The organism is Hydrogenophaga flava NBRC 102514, from assembly GCF_001571145.1.
GTDB classification, from domain to species: Bacteria; Pseudomonadota; Gammaproteobacteria; order Burkholderiales; family Burkholderiaceae_C; genus Hydrogenophaga; species Hydrogenophaga flava.
Genome location: NZ_BCTF01000047.1, coordinates 1 through 17160, shown reverse-complemented (window position 1 = coordinate 17160; position 17160 = coordinate 1). Strand labels below are relative to the sequence as shown.

The 17160-nt window shown below is 66.5% G+C and carries 16 protein-coding genes; 14 read left to right on the top strand and 2 right to left on the bottom strand.

Annotated features, from left to right (window positions below; translation table 11 throughout):
* From HFL01S_RS25475 to HFL01S_RS24090, 5 genes are all read left to right on the top strand, one after another.
* A partial coding sequence (locus HFL01S_RS25475; protein ID WP_169802378.1) for a hypothetical protein occupies positions 1–1063 on the top strand: 1063 nt, incomplete at its 5' end.
* Positions 1064–1107: 44 nt separating this feature from the next.
* Positions 1108–1344: a DUF6429 family protein gene (locus HFL01S_RS24935; protein WP_084383621.1), complete on the top strand. Its 237-nt coding sequence runs from the start codon at positions 1108–1110 to the stop codon at positions 1342–1344.
* 89 nt (positions 1345–1433) lie between these two features.
* Positions 1434–3821, top strand: a complete 2388-nt coding sequence (locus HFL01S_RS24100) for a Tex family protein (protein ID WP_066263839.1) — start codon at positions 1434–1436, stop codon at positions 3819–3821.
* Between the two features lie 106 nt (positions 3822–3927).
* Positions 3928–4755 carry an HDOD domain-containing protein gene (locus HFL01S_RS24095; RefSeq protein WP_066263837.1) on the top strand — a complete coding sequence of 276 codons (828 nt, stop codon included), beginning with the start codon at positions 3928–3930 and terminating at the stop codon, positions 4753–4755.
* An 81-nt stretch (positions 4756–4836) separates the two neighbouring features.
* Positions 4837–5661, top strand: coding sequence for an HDOD domain-containing protein (locus HFL01S_RS24090; RefSeq protein WP_066263846.1), 825 nt, complete (start codon positions 4837–4839; stop codon positions 5659–5661).
* An 18-nt stretch (positions 5662–5679) separates the two neighbouring features.
* Here the strand turns inward: HFL01S_RS24090 and HFL01S_RS24085 are convergent, their stop codons facing one another.
* Positions 5680–6660: a Bug family tripartite tricarboxylate transporter substrate binding protein gene (locus HFL01S_RS24085; protein WP_169802377.1), complete on the bottom strand. Its 981-nt coding sequence runs from the start codon at positions 6658–6660 to the stop codon at positions 5680–5682.
* A gap of 102 nt (positions 6661–6762) precedes the next feature.
* Here HFL01S_RS24085 and HFL01S_RS24080 point away from each other — a divergent pair, with 102 nt between their 5' ends.
* Entirely contained in the window at positions 6763–7857 is a 1095-nt protein-coding gene (locus tag HFL01S_RS24080; RefSeq protein WP_066263832.1) for a patatin-like phospholipase family protein, read from the top strand.
* A gap of 10 nt (positions 7858–7867) precedes the next feature.
* On the opposite strand, the gene HFL01S_RS24075 is transcribed toward HFL01S_RS24080, so the two are convergent.
* On the bottom strand, positions 7868–8809 hold the full coding sequence (locus HFL01S_RS24075; RefSeq protein ID WP_066263829.1) for a LysR family transcriptional regulator: 942 nt from the start codon (positions 8807–8809) through the stop codon (positions 7868–7870).
* A 110-nt stretch (positions 8810–8919) separates the two neighbouring features.
* Here HFL01S_RS24075 and HFL01S_RS24070 point away from each other — a divergent pair, with 110 nt between their 5' ends.
* The 8 genes from HFL01S_RS24070 to pgk form a co-directional block, all read left to right on the top strand.
* Complete coding sequence (locus HFL01S_RS24070) at positions 8920–9627, top strand: HAD-IA family hydrolase (protein WP_066263824.1); 708 nt, start codon at positions 8920–8922, stop codon at positions 9625–9627.
* Entirely contained in the window at positions 9627–10412 is a 786-nt protein-coding gene (gene rpe / locus HFL01S_RS24065) for a ribulose-phosphate 3-epimerase (protein ID WP_084383619.1), read from the top strand. Before HFL01S_RS24070 ends, rpe begins: the two co-directional genes overlap by 1 nt.
* A gap of 47 nt (positions 10413–10459) precedes the next feature.
* Positions 10460–11554, top strand: coding sequence for a class 1 fructose-bisphosphatase (locus tag HFL01S_RS24060; protein ID WP_066263821.1), 1095 nt, complete (start codon positions 10460–10462; stop codon positions 11552–11554).
* Between the two features lie 34 nt (positions 11555–11588).
* Positions 11589–12473, top strand: coding sequence for a phosphoribulokinase (locus HFL01S_RS24055; protein ID WP_066263819.1), 885 nt, complete (start codon positions 11589–11591; stop codon positions 12471–12473).
* 20 nt (positions 12474–12493) lie between these two features.
* Positions 12494–14563, top strand: coding sequence for a transketolase (gene tkt, locus HFL01S_RS24050; protein ID WP_066263818.1), 2070 nt, complete (start codon positions 12494–12496; stop codon positions 14561–14563).
* Positions 14563–15270 (top strand): phosphoglycolate phosphatase, encoded by a 708-nt coding sequence (gene gph / locus HFL01S_RS24045; RefSeq protein WP_066263816.1) that lies wholly within the window; start codon positions 14563–14565, stop codon positions 15268–15270. Before tkt ends, gph begins: the two co-directional genes overlap by 1 nt.
* A 36-nt stretch (positions 15271–15306) precedes the next feature.
* Positions 15307–16314 carry a type I glyceraldehyde-3-phosphate dehydrogenase gene (gene gap / locus HFL01S_RS24040; RefSeq protein WP_066263811.1) on the top strand — a complete coding sequence of 336 codons (1008 nt, stop codon included), beginning with the start codon at positions 15307–15309 and terminating at the stop codon, positions 16312–16314.
* Between the two features lie 14 nt (positions 16315–16328).
* Positions 16329–17160 (top strand): phosphoglycerate kinase (gene pgk, locus HFL01S_RS24035; protein ID WP_066263809.1); only part of this gene is annotated, 832 nt, incomplete at its 3' end.

Here is a 17160-nt window from a genome sequence, read left to right as displayed (position 1 = left end):
CGAGTACCAAACCTTTTTGGGCGCACTTAACGGTCTACTGCGAGCACGGAAAGACCTTCTCATCATATGGCCGGTAACCGACACAACTTTCTCGGGAAAGCTCATTCAACTCTTGGAGCGAGTTGGTGGTAGAAGCGCTTTTGGAATCGCGCCGCAAATTCAACTGAACGGCATCTCCAAGCAGCGATTCATACTTGTCTTAGAAAAGCTTCTTCAAGTCGCGAACTGGCGACTTGAAGATGCAGCAATTTCAGACACGGAAGTAACTGCGCTTGTCGATAAGGCAGAACGAATTGGAGTTTTTCTTGATGATCTTCAGACTCTAATTGCTACCCGTTTCGATGTAGGTGAGATGGGTGTTGAATTTCCTACCGTTGTGATAGCCATCAGTTCGGGCGAACCGAAGATTCGAGAGGTCACGCGATCGATCAGGCGCGCAGACAGCTACTACATCGAGGCATCGCGCCTCTTGATGTACACAAAGCAATCGAATGTTGCTGAGTGGTGGGGAAATCGATCAACAAGCTTGCGCTCAGCCTTACCGCACGTAATCGCGCTATTTAACGCACAGCTTGTTTCCGTTTCCGCCTCCACGGTTGTGCACGCTGTGCTTCAACACGGTGATTCCGATCTGAAGGCGCTGGTTGAAGGGGTTCGGGCCGACCGTGGAAACGCTAAGCGGGTTATGGAGTCGTCCGAACTATTTAAGTATCTAGCCGGGGATGCGCTGGACAACCGAGAGTACGGGTCGAGTGTGAAAGATGAGACTTTCCTATCGTTCTCAAGAATTCAGGCGCAGTCCGAACGAAAGCATCGCGCATTAAACGATGCTGTCCTCAAACTTGCTGCTGAGTCGGGAGCGGTGCTGCCATCGCTGATGCTCGAAAACTCCCTGGTTCCAGGGCTGCAAACTGATGCCACCTTTAAGGAGCCCGGTAGGCCTACCATTGCCCTTGAGTTTCACCACAAGGCCGCTTCCGAGTCCACAAATAACAAGTTGGCAATCTATGTTCTTGAGAAACTCAAGGAGTACGCAATCAATTACGGCTTGGCATCAAGATAGGTGCCTCGAGTTCTTGTTCTTCCATCGAGAAGACGATAATTAATATGCCTCGAAATGGCCATGCACGACCCAAAAAAATCGAAGAGACGGTGCTTGCGTTGTTTGGCGCATTCGAATTCGAAGACGATCGGGCATGGAAACGGTTTGATTTCGACGTGATGCAGTCGCAGGCGGACCAAGGCTGGATTTCCGACCCGAGGGGACGTGCGGAGTCGGCCCGATTGACACCTGAAGGTCAGGCGCGAGCCAAGGCGCTGGCAGACCGCTTGTTTGGTTCCTGATGGTGCTTCTGGGGGAGCAAGGCGCCTCCCACCCCTGTGGCAAACTCGCCCGCTTCGTTTGAAACCGGGCCGCTGGCGCCCCTTGGGACATGCAGAAAATCATCGCGCAGATCGCGCAGGAGATCCGGGTTGAGCCGCGGCAGGTGCTGGCTGCGGTGGAGTTGCTGGACGGGGGGGCGACGGTGCCCTTCATCGCTCGCTACCGCAAGGAAGTGACCGGCGGGCTGGACGACACCCAGCTGCGCGAGCTGGAGTACCGCCTGGGTTACCTGCGCGAGCTGGAAGACCGCCGTGGTGCGGTGCTAAAGGCCATTGACGAGCAGGGCAAGCTGACCGACGCGCTGCGCGTGGCGATTGCCAACGCGCCGACCAAGCAGGAGCTGGAAGACATCTACCTGCCGTTCAAGCTCAAGCGCCGCACCAAGGGGCAGATCGCCCGCGAATTCGGCATCGAGCCGCTGGCCGACAAGCTGTTTGCCGACCCGACGCTGGATCCGCTGGCCGAAGCGGCCGCCTTCACCAAGCCGCCCGAGGTGCTGGACGACGGCAAGCCGGGCGCGGACTTCTCGACGCCGCAGGCGGTGCTGGACGGGGTGCGCGACATCCTGAGCGAACGCTGGGCCGAAGACCCGGCGCTGGTGCAAAGCCTGCGCGAGTGGCTGTGGACCGAGGGCCTGCTGCAGAGCAAGCTGGTGGCCGGCAAGGACGAGAACAACGCCGACGTGGCCAAGTTCCGCGACTATTTTGAATACGACGAGCCGATCGGCCGGGTGCCGTCGCACCGGGCGCTGGCGGTGTTCCGCGGCCGGGCGCTGGAGATCCTGGACGCCAAGCTGGTGTTGCCCGAGATGCCGGAGCCGGGGAAACCGTCCTTGGCCGAAGGCAAGATCGCGCTGCACCTGGGCTGGAGCCACCAGGGCCGCAAGGCGGACGACCTGATCCGCAAGTGCGTGGCCTGGACCTGGCGCGTGAAGCTGAGCCTCTCCACCGAGCGCGACCTGTTCACCCGCCTGCGCGAGAGCGCCGAGGCGGTGGCGATCAAGGTGTTTGCCGACAACCTGCGCGACCTGCTGCTGGCCGCGCCCGCCGGCCAGAAGGCGGTGATGGGCCTGGACCCGGGCATCCGCACGGGGGTGAAGGTGGCGGTGGTGGACGCTACCGGCAAGCTGGTGGCGACGAACACGGTGTACCCGCACGAGCCGCGCCGCGACTGGGACGGCGCGCTGCACACGCTGGCGCTGCTGTGCCGCCAGCACGGCGTGCAGCTGATCGCGATTGGCAACGGCACCGCCAGCCGCGAGACCGACAAGCTGGCGGGCGACCTGATCAAGATGCTGGCCAAGGCGGGCATCGAGGGCGTGCAGAAGGTGGTGGTGAGCGAGGCGGGCGCCTCGGTCTATTCCGCCAGCGAGTTTGCGGCGCTGGAGATGCCGGACGTGGACGTGAGCCTGCGCGGCGCGGCGTCGATTGCCCGCCGCCTGCAGGACCCGCTGGCCGAGCTGGTGAAGATCGACCCCAAGAGCATTGGCGTGGGCCAGTACCAGCACGACGTGAACCAGAGCGAGCTGGCGCGCACGCTGGACGCGGTGGTGGAAGACTGCGTGAACGGTGTGGGCGTGGACCTGAACACGGCCAGCGTGCCGCTGCTGACCCGCGTGTCGGGCCTGTCGGGCTCGGTGGCCAAGGCGGTGGTGCGCTGGCGTGAGACGCACGGCGCGTTCAAGAGCCGCCAGCAGCTGCTGGAAGTCAGCGGCCTGGGCGCCAAGACCTTTGAGCTGGCGGCGGGCTTTTTGCGCATCCGCGACGGCGACAACCCGCTGGACATGACCGGCGTGCACCCGGAAACCTATCCTGTCGTCGAGCAGATCATTGAAAAGACCGGCCAGCCGGTGGCCAACCTGATGGGTCGGGCCGACATGCTCAAGACCCTGCGGCCCGAACTGTTCGCCAACGAGAAGTTCGGCGTCATCACGGTCAAGGACATCCTGGGCGAGCTGGAAAAGCCGGGCCGCGACCCGCGCCCGGACTTCCAGGTGGCGCGCTTCAACGAGGGCGTGGACGACATCGCCGACCTCAAGGAAGGCATGATCCTGGAAGGAACGGTGTCCAACGTCGCGCAATTCGGCGCTTTTGTCGATCTGGGCGTGCACCAGGACGGGCTGATCCACGTCAGCCAGCTGAGCCACAAGTTCGTCAACGACGCGCGTGAGGTGGTCAAGACCGGCGACATCGTCAAGGTCAAGGTGCTGGAAGTGGATGTGGCGCGCAAGCGCATCAGCCTGACCATGAAGCTGGACGCCGCGCCGGCCCGCAAGGACGGCCAGCGCGACAACCGGTTTGAGCCCTCGCGGGGCGGCCCGCGTGGCGGGCATGCGGGCGGCTACACGGGCGGGCAGGGCGGTGGCCAGCGCCAGCCCGAAGCCGGCGGCGCCATGGCTTCGGCGTTCGCCAAACTGCAGGGCCTGAACAAGCGCTGATCCGCCGCTGAGGGGTGGGCGGGAGAGGGCGGGCGGGCCTCAAGTCGGGGGCGGGTTGGTCGATACAGAGATCAGACCGATCCACCAAGACCTTGGACTTCAGACCATGGAACTCGAGGCCCTTCTCAATTACCCCCGCGCCCTGCCGGCGATGCCGCGCGCCGTCTCGGACCTGCTGGCCGAGATGAACAAGGAAGACCCGAGCCCCAAGCGGGTCGGGGAACTGATCAGCCGCGACCCGGCGCTCACCACCCGCGTGCTGCGCCTGTCCAATTCCGCGTTTTTCCGGGTCAGCCGCAAGATCGGCAGTGCCGACGAGGCGGTGTCCCTGCTGGGCATGACGCATGTGCGCTCGCTGGTCATGGCAGCGGCGCTGGGCGGCAGCTTCAAGAGCGTGCCCGGCATCGACCTCACACAGTTCTGGCGCTACAGCCTGCAGGCGGCGGACATCGCCAAGTCGCTGGCCGGGCTGCTGCATCAGAACCAGGGCAACGCCTTCACGGCGGGCCTGATCCACGCCATCGGCATCCTGGTGATGCACATCGCCATGCCCGACCGCATGCAACCGCTGGACTTCAGCACCCCGCCGCTGGACCTCAACCGCGCCGCCGCCGAACGCGCGATGCTGGGCTACACCTACGCCGAAGTGGGCGCCGGCATGGCCGAGAGGTGGCAGTTCCCGGAAGAGATGGTGTCTGCCCTGTCCAACCAGTTCACCCCGTTCGAGGGCGAGTCCTACGACCCGCTGGCCGGTCTGCTGCACCTGGCGTCCTGGCGCGCGCGCGCCCAGGAGCTGCAGCTGGACGACAACGGGCTGGCTGCCACTTTCCCCGACATGGTCGGCCTGACCCTGGGCCTGGACCTGGACAGCGTGCTGGGCAAGGACCCGTCCGAGTGGTCTTTCTCACAGGCGCTGGGCGCTTTTATCTCCTGACCGGCTGCTGACTCAAGTCCTGGCTGGTGCCGTCGAAATTACTGAAAACCAACGGCGGTTTGTTCAAAAAGGATGTCTGCCATGCAGCTCGAAAAACTCCTGAAGCAGCCCAACGCCCTGCCTTCTGCCCCCAAGGTGGTCCGCAAGCTGATGGAAACCTTCGAGCAGGATGATGTGGACCTTCTCAAGGCTGCGTCCCTGATCGAGGACGACCCGGTTCTCACGGCCAAGCTGCTGAAGATGGCGAACTCGGCCTTTTTCGGCCTGCACCGTTCGGTGACCACGGCGCGCGACGCCATCAACGTGATGGGGCTCATCAAGGTGCGCGCGCTGGTGATCGGCGCGGCTCTGGGCGACGGCTTTCACGCCGTCGGCGGCATGAACCTCAACCAGTTCTGGCGCTACAGCCTCAACAGCGCCAACCTCTCGCGCTACATCGCGCTGCCGCTGCGCATGGACGAGAGCACGGCGTTCACCGCCGGCCTGATCCACTGCATCGGCGAGCTGGTGATGCACGCTGGCATGCCCGAGGCCATGATCGACCTGGACCGCAGCATTCCCATGCTCGACCTCAAGCGGGCGCGCGCCGAGCGCGGTCTGTTCGGCTACAGCTACGCCGAGGTGGGCGCGGCGCTGGCGCGCGAGTGGAAGTTTCCCAAGAAGATGATCGACTCGATCGAGCACCAGGTGGCGCCGTTCGACAACGACGTCTACGAGCCCATCGCCGGCGTGATCCACATCGCGTCGTGGCGCGCGCGGGCGGCCGAGCTGTCGCTGGGCAGCGAGGCACTGATCAACACCTACCCCGACCCGGTGGGGCTGGTGCTGGGCATCGACCCGGACATCGTGATCGGCGAGGAGATTCCCTCGCTGACGCGCGAGGAAGCCGTCGCGCACGGCGACTGAGGCCGCGCGCGCGCTGCCTCAGCTCTTGAGGCGCAGCATCATGGTCACCGCGCTGGCGATGGCCTGCTCGATGGTGAGCTGGTCGGCAAAGTCCTTGCCGTGTTGCAGCGCGCCGAGCCACTTCTTCTCCTGAAGCGACTGGATCCACGAGGGGTGCTGCGTGGCCGTGACCACGATGCGCCGCAGGTTCTCGCGGTCGGCCTCGGACACCTGGCCGGGGCCGAACACCGCGCGCCAGTTGCCCAGCTCGGTGTTGACGCCCTGTTCGGTGAGCGAGGGCACGCCGTAGAGCGTGCGGCGCGAAGAAATCGCCAGCGGCGTGAGCGCCTTGCTCTCGATGTCGGCCTGGAACTCGCTGTAGCTGGAAATCGCCACCTGGGCCTCGCCCTTGTCCAGCAGTGCCGTGGCTTCGCGGCCGCTGGCGGTGGGCAGGTACTTCAGCTTGGTCACGTCCACGCGAAGCTGGCGGGCGATCATGCCCGCGAGCATGTGGTCGACGCCACCGGCCGAGCCGCCGGTGAAGGCGACCTTGCCGAGGTCCTTGCGCATGGCTTCCACCAGCGCGGCCATGGTGGCCGGCTGTGAGCCGGTCTTGGCCACCAGCACCATGTAGTCGTTGGTGAGCCGGGCCACCGGGCTGACCTGGGCCAGCGTCACCTCGGGGCGGCCGACCGCGATCGCGCCCAGCATCACCATGCCGCCGACCAGCAGGGCGCCGGGGTCGCTGTTGTAGCGGGCCACGAAGTCGGCCAGGCCGATGGTGCCGCCCTTGCCGCCCTTGTTCTCGTAGCTGATCTTGCTGGCCAGGCCGGCGGCCTGGATGGAGGCGCCGAGTGCGCGGCCGGTCTGGTCCCAGCCGCCGCCCTCGCCACCGGGGATGTAGATGCGCATGGACGCCAGCGGCTTTGGGGCCGCGCCCGCGGGTGCCTGCGCGCGCAGCACCGGATGGAAAGCGGCGGCGCTGGCCGCCCCGGCGAGCAAGAGCTGTCGTCTATGCATGCGCGTGTCTCCTCGGGTTTCGGTTCCAATCGGCATTTCAGTTCCCTCGTCTGTCACTCTGCTGTCAACGGCGTCCGGGTTAACCCGGTGCCGCCCGAATCTGTGTCCACACCCTCATTGCGCTTCTACGCCGGGCCCGCGGCATTGCGCCACCTGCGCGAGCAGGGCCTGCGCCCGCAGGACATCGGCGCCATTCCCGCCGCGGCGGGCGGCCCCAAGGGGCTGATCCTCGGTCCGCTGGACCGCTTCATTTTCGGCCAGTGGCTGCCGCGCAGCGCGCAGCCTGTCGACCTGGTGGGCGCGTCCATCGGCGCGTGGCGCATGGCCACCGCCTGCCTGGACGACCCCGCGGCGGCGCTGCTGGCGTTGCAGCGCGCCTACATCGCCCAGCACTTCGAGCTGCCACCCGGAAAGAAGCGCGCCACGCCCGACCAGATCAGCGGGCAGTTCGCGAACAACTTACAGCGCTTCTATGGCGGCCGTGTGAACGAGGTGCTGGCGCACCCGCGCTACCGCCTGCATCTGGTGGCCTCGCGCGGACGCCATGTGCTCGCGCGCGACGGTGCCCTGCGCACGCCGCTGGGTTACCTGGGCGCCTTCGTCAGCAACGCGGTGGGCCGCAAGGCGCTCGGAGCTTGGCTGGAGCGGGTGGTGTTCTCCTCGGCGCGCTCGGGCCACTCGGTGGCGCTGCCGTTCGCCACCGACGACTTCCGCACCCGCCAGATTCCGCTCAGCGCCGAGAACTTCATGCCGGCGCTGCAGGCCAGCTGCTCCATTCCCTTCGTGCTGCGGCCGGTGCAGCACATCCCGGGCGCACCAGCCGGCGCCTACTGGGACGGTGGCATCACCGACTACCACCTGCACCTGCACTACCGCACGCCGGATGCGTCGCCCATCGTGCTTTACCCGCACTTCCAGAAAGCGGTGGTGCCGGGCTGGCTGGACAAGGCCTGGAAGCGGCGGCATGTGGCCAGCCACGCGCTGGACCGCATGCTGGTGATCGCGCCCGACCCCGCCTGGGTGCGCACCCTGCCCGAGGGCAAGCTGCCCGACCGCAACGACTTCACCCGCTACGGCCAGGACCTGGCGGGCCGCATGAAGGTGTGGAACGGCGCGACCGCGGCGGCCGAACAACTGGCCGACGAGTTCGCCCAGTGGCTGGAACGGCCCGACCTCTCGCGCGTCGAACCGCTCTGAGGCGCTGCGCTCAGCCCGCCGGCAGCAGTCGCAGATGGCGGCCGTATTTGTCGGCCAGGTGGCGCTCGGCGTGTTCAAGCATGAAGTAGCGGAAGGCCTCGGCCGAGGGTGAGAGCAGCTTGGAGAGCGTGTGCACCACGTTCCAGGCGCGCACGATGGGCGTGCCCTCCACGTCGAGGATGGCGATCAGGCCGTGCTCGAGTTCGAGCCCGATGGTGTGCAGCGAGAGGAAGCTGATGCCCATGCCGGCCATCACCGCCTGCTTGATGGTCTCGTTGCTGCCCATCTCCATCACCACGCGCGGTTCCATGCGCGACTTTTCCAGGAACTTCTCCATCGCCGCCCGCGTGCCCGAACCCCGCTCGCGCAGGATGAAGCCGTAGGGCTGCAGGCTCTCCACCGTGGGGTGGCCGATCTTGAGCAGCGGGTGGTCCACCGGCGCCACAAACACGTGCGGGTGGGCCGCAAAAGGCTCGACGCGGGTGGCCAGTTCGCGGGGCGGTCGGCCCATGATGGCGATGTCCACCTCGTTGCCCTGCAGCATCTTCACCAACTGCTCGCGGTTGCCCACCTCCAGCCGGATTTCCACGCCCGGGTGCTCGTGCTGGAACTGGCCCAGCAGCGGCGGCAGGAAGTATTTGGCGGTGCTGACCATGCCGATGGTCAGCTGCCCCGCCTCCACCTGCTTGAGGCGCGCGGCGGTGTCCTCGGCGTCCTTGAGTGTGGCCAGCACCTTGCGTGCGTAGACCAGCATGTACTCGCCGGCCGTGGTCAGCGCCACCTGCCGCCCCGAGCGCTCGAACAGCGGCAGGCCGACGTGGCCCTCCAGCTCCTTGATCTGCATAGTGACCGCCGGCGGCGTGAGGTGCAGGGCCTCGGCCGCGCGCGCGAAGCTGAGGTGGCGGGCCACCTCGTTGAACACCCGCAGCTGCCGGAAGGTGGCGTTCTTCATTAAGTGATCGCTTAAGTGAAAGTCAACGATATGTGAATTTACCTTATTTGACATGCGCCCTACAGTCCCTTCACCCCCTCGAATCCCATTGCATGAAAAGGTGAACGGACATGCTCAAGGCTCTGATCTTTGACGTTGACGGCACGCTGGCCGACACCGAGGGCCTGCACCTCGAAGCCTTCAACCACGCCTTCCGCCAGGAGGGGTTGGACTGGCACTGGGGGGTGGACGAGTACATCCGCCTGCTGGACATCTCCGGCGGGCGCGAGCGGCTGATGCACTACTGGCACAGCGTGAATCCCGATCACAAGGAGGTCGAGGCCGGTGCGGTGAAGGACCTGGTGGCCCGGCTGCACGAGACCAAGACCGCCTATTACGAAAACGCGGTCCTGCAGGGCGCCGTGACCCTGCGGCCCGGCGTGCTGGCGCTGATGAGCGAGGCCCGCGCCCAGGGCCTGCAGCTGGCCATTGCCACCACCACCTCGCCGGTGAACATCGCGGCCCTGCTGCGCACCGCCATCGGCCCCGACTGGCGCGGGCACTTCCTGGCCGTGGGCGACGCCAGCAACGCGCCCATCAAGAAGCCGCACCCACAGGTCTACATGAAGGTGCTGGCCGACCTGGGCTTCCGCGCCGCCGACTGCGTGGCCTTCGAGGACTCGTCCAACGGCCTGCGCGCCGCCGCGGCCGCCGGTCTGAAGACCGTGGTCACGCCCAACCGCTTCACCGCCCACCACGACTTCAAGGGTGCGCTGCGCACCGTGGCCGACCTGACCCAGGTCAGCGTGCCGCGGCTGCGCGAATGGCACGCCCAGTGATGTCCCTTCCAGCCACCGACCTGCCCACCATGCCCGCCATCCGCATCGCCCCCTCCATCCTGTCCGCCGACTTCGCCCGCCTGGGCGAGGAGGTGCGCGCCATCGAAGCCGCCGGGGCCGATCTGGTGCACTTCGACGTGATGGACAACCACTACGTGCCCAACCTCACCATCGGGCCGCTGGTGTGCGAGGCGATCCGCCCGCACGTGCAGATTGGCATCGACGTGCATCTGATGGTGGAGCCGGTGGACGCGCTGATCCCGCTGTTCGCCAAGGCGGGGGCCAACCTCATCAGCTTCCACCCCGAGGCCAGCCGCCATGTGGACCGCACGCTGCAGCTCATCCGCGACCACGGCTGCAAGGCCGGCCTGGTGTTCAACCCGGCCACGCCGCTGTCCTTCATGGACCACGTCATGGACAAGCTGGACCTGGTGCTGCTGATGAGCGTGAACCCGGGCTTCGGCGGCCAGAAGTTCATCCCGTCCACGCTGGACAAGCTGCGCGCCGCGCGCCGCCGCATCGACGCGGTGAAGGCCGAGACCGGCCGCGACATCTGGCTCGAAGTGGACGGCGGCGTGAAGGTCGACAACATCGCCGAGATCGTCGCCGCCGGGGCCGACACCCTGGTGGCCGGCAGCGCCGTGTTCGGCGCACCCGACAACGACGGCGGCTACCGCAACGTGATGCAGACCCTTCGCCAAAACGCAAGCCCCCACGCTCCGTCGCTTCGCGAGTCGCTGCCCCCCGAGGGGGCGCGTTCTCAGCTTGGGGCGGCCCGGCGCTGAGAACCCCTGCCCAAGCCTCGAATTCCTGAAACCCCCGAAAGCCTGCCATGACCACGCGCCGCCGCTTCACGCTCACGCAATACCTGATCGAACAACGCCGCCGCTTCCCCAGCGCCAGCGGCGACTTCAACGCCCTGCTGCTGGACGTGGCCCTGGCTTGCAAGGCCATTGCGCGATCGGTCGCCTTCGGTGAACTCGGCGCCGTGCTGGGCAACCCGGCGGTGGACGTCGCGACTGGTGTCAACGTGCAGGGCGAGGAGCAGAAGCGCCTGGACGTGATCAGCAACGCCTACTTCACCGAGATGACGGAGTGGGGCGGGCACCTCGCGGGCATGGCCTCCGAGGAGATGGATGAGCCCTACCAGATTCCGGCGGCGCAGCAGCGCGGCAAGTACCTGATGGTGTTCGACCCGCTGGACGGCTCCAGCAACATCGATGTGAACGTCACGGTGGGTTCGATCTTCTCCATCCTGCGCGCGCCGCAGGACGTGATCGATTCCGGCCGCGATGTGGTGGAGGCCGACTTCCTGCAGCCCGGCACACAGCAGCTGGCCGCGGGCTACGCGCTCTACGGCCCCACCACCATGCTGGTGCTGACGGTGGGCAACGGCGTGGCCGGTTTCACGCTGGACCCGAACCTGGGCCAGTTCATGCTGACCCACCCCAACCTCAAGGTGCCGGAAGACACACAGGAGTTCGCCATCAACGCGTCCAACGCGCGCTTCTGGGAAGCGCCGGTGAAGCGCTATGTGGACGAGTGCCTGGCCGGCAAGACCGGGCCGCGCGGCAAAGACTTCAACATGCGCTGGATTGCCAGCATGGTGGCCGAGGCGCACCGCATCCTGATGCGCGGCGGCGTCTTCATGTACCCGCGCGACACCAAGGACACCAGCAAGCCGGGCCGCCTGCGCCTGCTGTACGAAGCCAACCCCATCGCCATGATCATGGAACAGGCCGGCGGCCGGGCCAGCACCGGCCGCGAGCCCATGCTCACCGTCCAGCCCACGGCGCTGCACCAGCGCATCGGCCTGGTCTTCGGCAGCAAACACGAGGTCGAGCGCATCGAGCGCTACCACCGCGAACCGGTTGCCTACAAGGACGACAACCCGCTGTTCGCCGAGCGAAGCCTCTTCAGGGCCTGAGCCCGCACCGCATTTTTCATCTCGGAGACAAGCCATGTCGGAACGACACCCCATCATCGCCATCACCGGCTCCAGCGGCGCAGGCACCTCGACGGTGACGCGCACCTTCCAGAACATCTTTCGTCGCGAAGAGCTGACGGCCGCCGTCATCGAGGGCGACAGCTTCCACCGATACGACCGCAAGGCCATGAAGGTCCGCATGGCCGACGAGGAGGCCAAGGGCAACCAGCACTTCAGCCACTTCGGCGCCGAGGGCAACCTGTTCGAGGAGATCGAAGGCCTGTTCCGCCAGTACGCCACCGACGGCACCGGCAAGTGCCGCAGGTACCTGCACAACGCAGAAGAAGCCGCGCCCTACAAACAGGACCCGGGCACCTTCACGCCCTGGGAAGAGATTCCGGCCGATACCGACCTGCTGTTCTACGAGGGCCTGCACGGCGCGGTGAAGACCGACACCGTGGACATCGCGCGCTACCCCGACCTGCTGATCGGCGTGGTGCCCTCGATCAACCTCGAATGGACGCAGAAGCTGATCCGCGACAAGACCCAGCGCGGCTACAGCCAGGAAGCGGTGGTCGACACCATCCTGCGCCGCATGCCCGACTACGTGAACTACATCGTTCCGCAGTTCGGCCTGACGCACGTGAACTTCCAGCGCGTGCCGGTGGTGGACACCTCCAACCCTTTCATCGCGCGCGACATTCCCAGCGCCGACGAGAGCATGGTGGTGATCCGCTTCGCCAAGCCCAAGGGCATCGACTTCCAGTACCTGCTGTCCATGATCAACGGCTCGTGGATGAGCCGCGCCAACACCATCGTGGTGCCTGGCGGCAAGATGGAGATTGCGATGCAGCTCATCTTCACGCCCTTCATCTGGCGGATGATGGAACGGAAAAAACGGGCGCTTGGTCTGGGTTGAAAAGAACAAGGAGACACACCATGAACAACCCGACCCCCGAACTCGCCCGCCAGATGGCCAACGCCATCCGCATGCTCGCCGTGGACGCTGTCGAAAAAGCCAAATCCGGCCACCCCGGCGCGCCCATGGGCATGGCCGACATCGCCGAGGTGCTGTGGAACCGGCATCTGCGCCACAACCCGGCCAACCCGCACTGGCCCGACCGCGACCGCTTCGTGCTCTCCAATGGCCACGGCTCCATGCTGATCTACGCGCTGCTGCACCTCACCGGCTACGACCTGCCGATGGACGAACTGAAGAAGTTCCGCCAGCTGCACAGCAAGACCGCGGGCCACCCCGAGGTGGGCGTCACCCCCGGCGTGGAAACCACCACCGGCCCGCTGGGCCAGGGCATCAGCAACGGCGTCGGCATGGCGCTGGCCGAGAAGCTGCTGGCGCAGGAGTTCAACCGGCCAGACCACACCATCGTCGACCACTTCACCTACGTCTTCCTGGGCGACGGCTGCATGATGGAAGGCATCAGCCACGAGGCCTGCGCGCTCGCAGGCACGCTGCGCCTCTCGAAGCTGGTGGCCTTCTACGACGACAACGGCATCTCCATCGACGGACACGTCGAAGGCTGGTTCACCGACGACACCCCCAGGCGCTTCGAGGCCTACGGCTGGCACGTGATCCCGAATGTGGACGGGCACGACCCGGCGGCCATCGAGGCGGCGCTGGTCGCAGCCAGGAAGCAGGGGGCGCGCGCCGATGGCAAGCCCACGCTGATCTGTTGCAAGACCGTGATCGGCATGGGTTCGCCCAACAAGGCCGGCACGCACGACGTGCACGGTGCGGCCCTCGGCGTGGCCGAGGTGCAGGCCACGCGCGAGGCGCTGGGCTGGACGACGGCACCGTTTGAGATCCCGGCCGACATCGCTGCTGCCTGGAACGCCCGCGAGCGTGGCGCACAGACCGAGCGCGCCTGGCGCCAGCGCTTCGAGGCCTACCGCACCGAGTTCCCCACCGAGGCGGCCGAGTTCGAGCGCCGCGTGGCGGGCGAGCTGCCGGCCGACTTTGAAGCCCGCCTGCCCGCGCTGTTCGAGAGCATCGCGGCCAAGACCGACCCGGTGGCCACCCGCAAGGCCAGCCAGAACGCGCTGGATGTGCTGGCGCCGCTGGTGCCCGAGTTCTTCGGAGGATCGGCCGACCTCACGGGCTCGAACCTCACCAACTTCAAGGCTTGTGTGAAGGCGGGCCGCGACACCTGGGGCAACCACCTGAGCTACGGTGTGCGCGAGTTCGGCATGGCGGCCATCATGAACGGCATCGCCCTGCACGGGGGCTACATCCCCTACGGTGGCACCTTCCTCACGTTCTCCGACTACAGCCGCAACGCCATCCGCATGGCGGCACTGATGAAGCAGCGTGTGATCCATGTGTTCACGCACGACTCCATCGGCCTGGGCGAAGACGGCCCGACGCACCAGAGCGTGGAGCATGTGCCCAGCCTGCGCCTCATTCCCGGCCTGGACGTGTGGCGCCCCGCCGACGGGCTGGAGACGGCGGTCGCCTGGGCCTGCGCGATCGAACGCCGCGACGGCCCGAGCGCCCTGTGCCTCTCGCGCCAGAACCTGCCGTGTGTGACGGGCCAGATCACCGCAGGGCAGATCCGCCGCGGTGGCTACATCCTGTCCGACATGGAGCAGCCGCAGGCCGTGATCGTGGCCACAGGCTCGGAGATCGAGATCGCGCTGGCGGCCCAGAGGGCGCTGGTCGCCGACGGCGTGCGCACCCGCGTGGTGTCCATGCCCAGCACCAACGTGTTCGACCGCCAGCCCGAGGCCTACCAGGACAAGGTGCTGCCGCTGTCGCTGCCCACGGTGGCGGTGGAGGCCGCGCACCCGGACTTCTGGCGCAAGTACGTGGGCCGCACCGGCGTGGCGGTGGGCATCGCGAGCTTCGGCGAATCGGCGCCGGCCAAAGAGCTGTACCAGCACTTCGGCATCACGGCCGAGCGCGTGGCCGAGTCGGTGCGCACCCTGGTGCACCGTGCGTCCCACCGCCGCGAAGAAGCACTGCCCGAGCACATCGTGGTGGGGACCCACTGATGGATGCCCGCCCCTATGACCTGGTGCTGTTCGACCTGGACGGCACCCTGGTGGAGACCGCGCCCGAGATTGCCGATGCGGTCAACGACACGCTCACCGGTCTGGGCCATGCGCCCGTGGCGCAGCAGCAGGTGAACGACTGGATCGGGCACGGCACGCGCGAGCTGCTGATCAAGGCCCTGGCCCAGGCCGTGGACATTCCACCGGCCGAGGTGCGTGCGTCCGACGCCTTCGGCCCCATCGAGGCCGAGTTCGGGCGGCACTACCAGGCGCGCTGCGGCACCCGCAGCCACCTCTATCCGAAGGTGCGCGAGAGCCTGGAGGCGCTGCGCGCCGCGGGCGTGAAGCTGGCGGTGGTGACCAACAAGGAAGGGCGCTACACGCAGACGGTGCTGGACGTGCATGGCCTCACGCCGCTGTTTCACAGCGTCATCAGCGGCGACACGCTGCCGGTGAAGAAGCCCAATCCGGCCGCCGTCGACGACTGCCTGCAGCGCTTCGGCGTGGCGCGCGAGCGGGCCCTGTTCGTGGGCGATTCGTCCATCGACGTGGCCACCGCGCGCAACGCCGGTATCGCCGTCTGGGCGCTGCCCTATGGCTACAACATGGGTGAACCGATCGAGGCCTGCGGGCCCGACCGCGTGATCCCCGACCTTTCGGCGTTGACCACCTCGCTGAGCCTGCGTGCCAACGCCGCTTCGGCCTGACGCCACTTTTTCCTCCCCCGTTCAGAGACAAACGACATGACCCTCAAGATTGGTATCAACGGATTCGGCCGCATCGGCCGCATGGTGTTCCGCGCAGTGGCGCAGGAAGCGGAGTTCAAGGACATCGAAGTGGTCGCGATCAACGACCTGCTGGAGCCCGACTACCTGGCCTACATGCTGCAATACGACAGCGTGCACGGCCGCTTCAAGGGCACCGTGGCCGTGGACGGCAACAGTCTGGTGGTCAACGGCCGCAAGATCCGCCTGACGGCCGAGAAGGACCCCGCCAACCTGAAGTGGAACGAGGTGGGCGCCGACGTGGTGATCGAATCCACCGGCTTCTTCCTCACCAAGGACAGCTGCCAGAAGCACGTCGATGCCGGCGCGAAGAGGGTCGTGCAGTCGGCCCCGTCCAAGGACGACACGCCCATGTTCGTGTTCGGCGTGAACCACGCGAAATACGCCGGCGAGGCCATCGTCTCCGCCGCGTCCTGCACCACCAACTGCCTGGCCCCGGTGGCCAAGGTGCTCAACGACCGCTTCGGCATCAAGCGCGGCCTGATGACCACGGTGCACGCGGCGACCGCCACGCAGAAGACCGTGGACGGCCCGTCCAGCAAGGACTGGCGCGGTGGCCGCGGCATCCTGGAGAACATCATCCCCAGCAGCACCGGCGCCGCCAAGGCCGTGGGCGTGGTGCTGCCCGAGCTGAACAGGAAGCTCACCGGCATGGCGTTTCGCGTGCCGACTTCCGATGTGTCGGTGGTGGACCTGACGGTGGAGCTGAACAGCGAGGCCAGCTACGACGACATCTGTACCGCGATGAAGGCCGCCAGCGAAGGGCCGCTCAAGGGTGTGCTGGGCTACACCAGCGACAAGGTGGTCTCCACCGACTTCCGCGGCTGTTCCATGCCGTCGATCTTCGACGCGGACGCCGGCATCGCGCTGGACAAGAGCTTCGTGAAGGTGGTGAGCTGGTACGACAACGAGTACGGCTACACCTGCAACATGATGCGCTTCGTGCAGCACGTGGGTGCGAACTGAACCAGGGAGCCGACATGAAGTTCCTCCGATTCAGCGACGTGTGCCGCAGCGGCTTTGCCCGCGGCAAGCGCGTCTTCATCCGGGCCGATCTCAATGTGCCCATGGACGACGACGGCAACATCACCGAGGACACGCGCGTGCGCGCCTCGATTCCTGCGATACGGATGGCGCTGGACGCCGGTGCCGCTGTGATGGTCACCTCCCACCTGGGCCGCCCGACCGAAGGCGCGTTCAAGATCGAAGACTCGCTCTCTCCCGTGGCTCGGCGGCTGTCCGACCTGCTCGGCATCGAGGTGCGGCTGGTGTCCGGCTGGGTGGACGGCGGCTTTGCCGTCGGCCCCGGCGAGGTGGTGCTGCTGGAGAACTGCCGCCTGAACGTGGGCGAGAAGAAGAACAAGCCCGAGCTGGCCGCCAAGCTGGGCAAGCTCTGCGACATCTTCGTGCACGACGCCTTCGGCACCGCGCACCGCGCCGAAGGCACGACCTACGGCATCGCCGAGACCGCACCCATTGCCTGCGCCGGCCCGCTGCTGGCGGCCGAGATGGATGCGATTGGCAAGGCCCTGGCCGCGCCGAAGCGCCCACTCGTGGCCATCGTCGCCGGCTCCAAGGTCTCGACCAAGCTGACCATCCTGCAATCGCTCGCGAAAAACGTCGATGGTCTGATCGTCGGCGGTGGCATCGCCAACACCTTCATGCTGGCCGCGGGTCTCAAGATCGGCAAGAGCCTGGCCGAGCCGGACCTGCTCGGTGAAGCCACGGCCGTGATCGCGGCGATGAAGGCGCGTGGCGCCGAGGTGCCGATCCCCGAGGACGTGGTCTGCGCCAAGGCCTTCGCCGCGGACT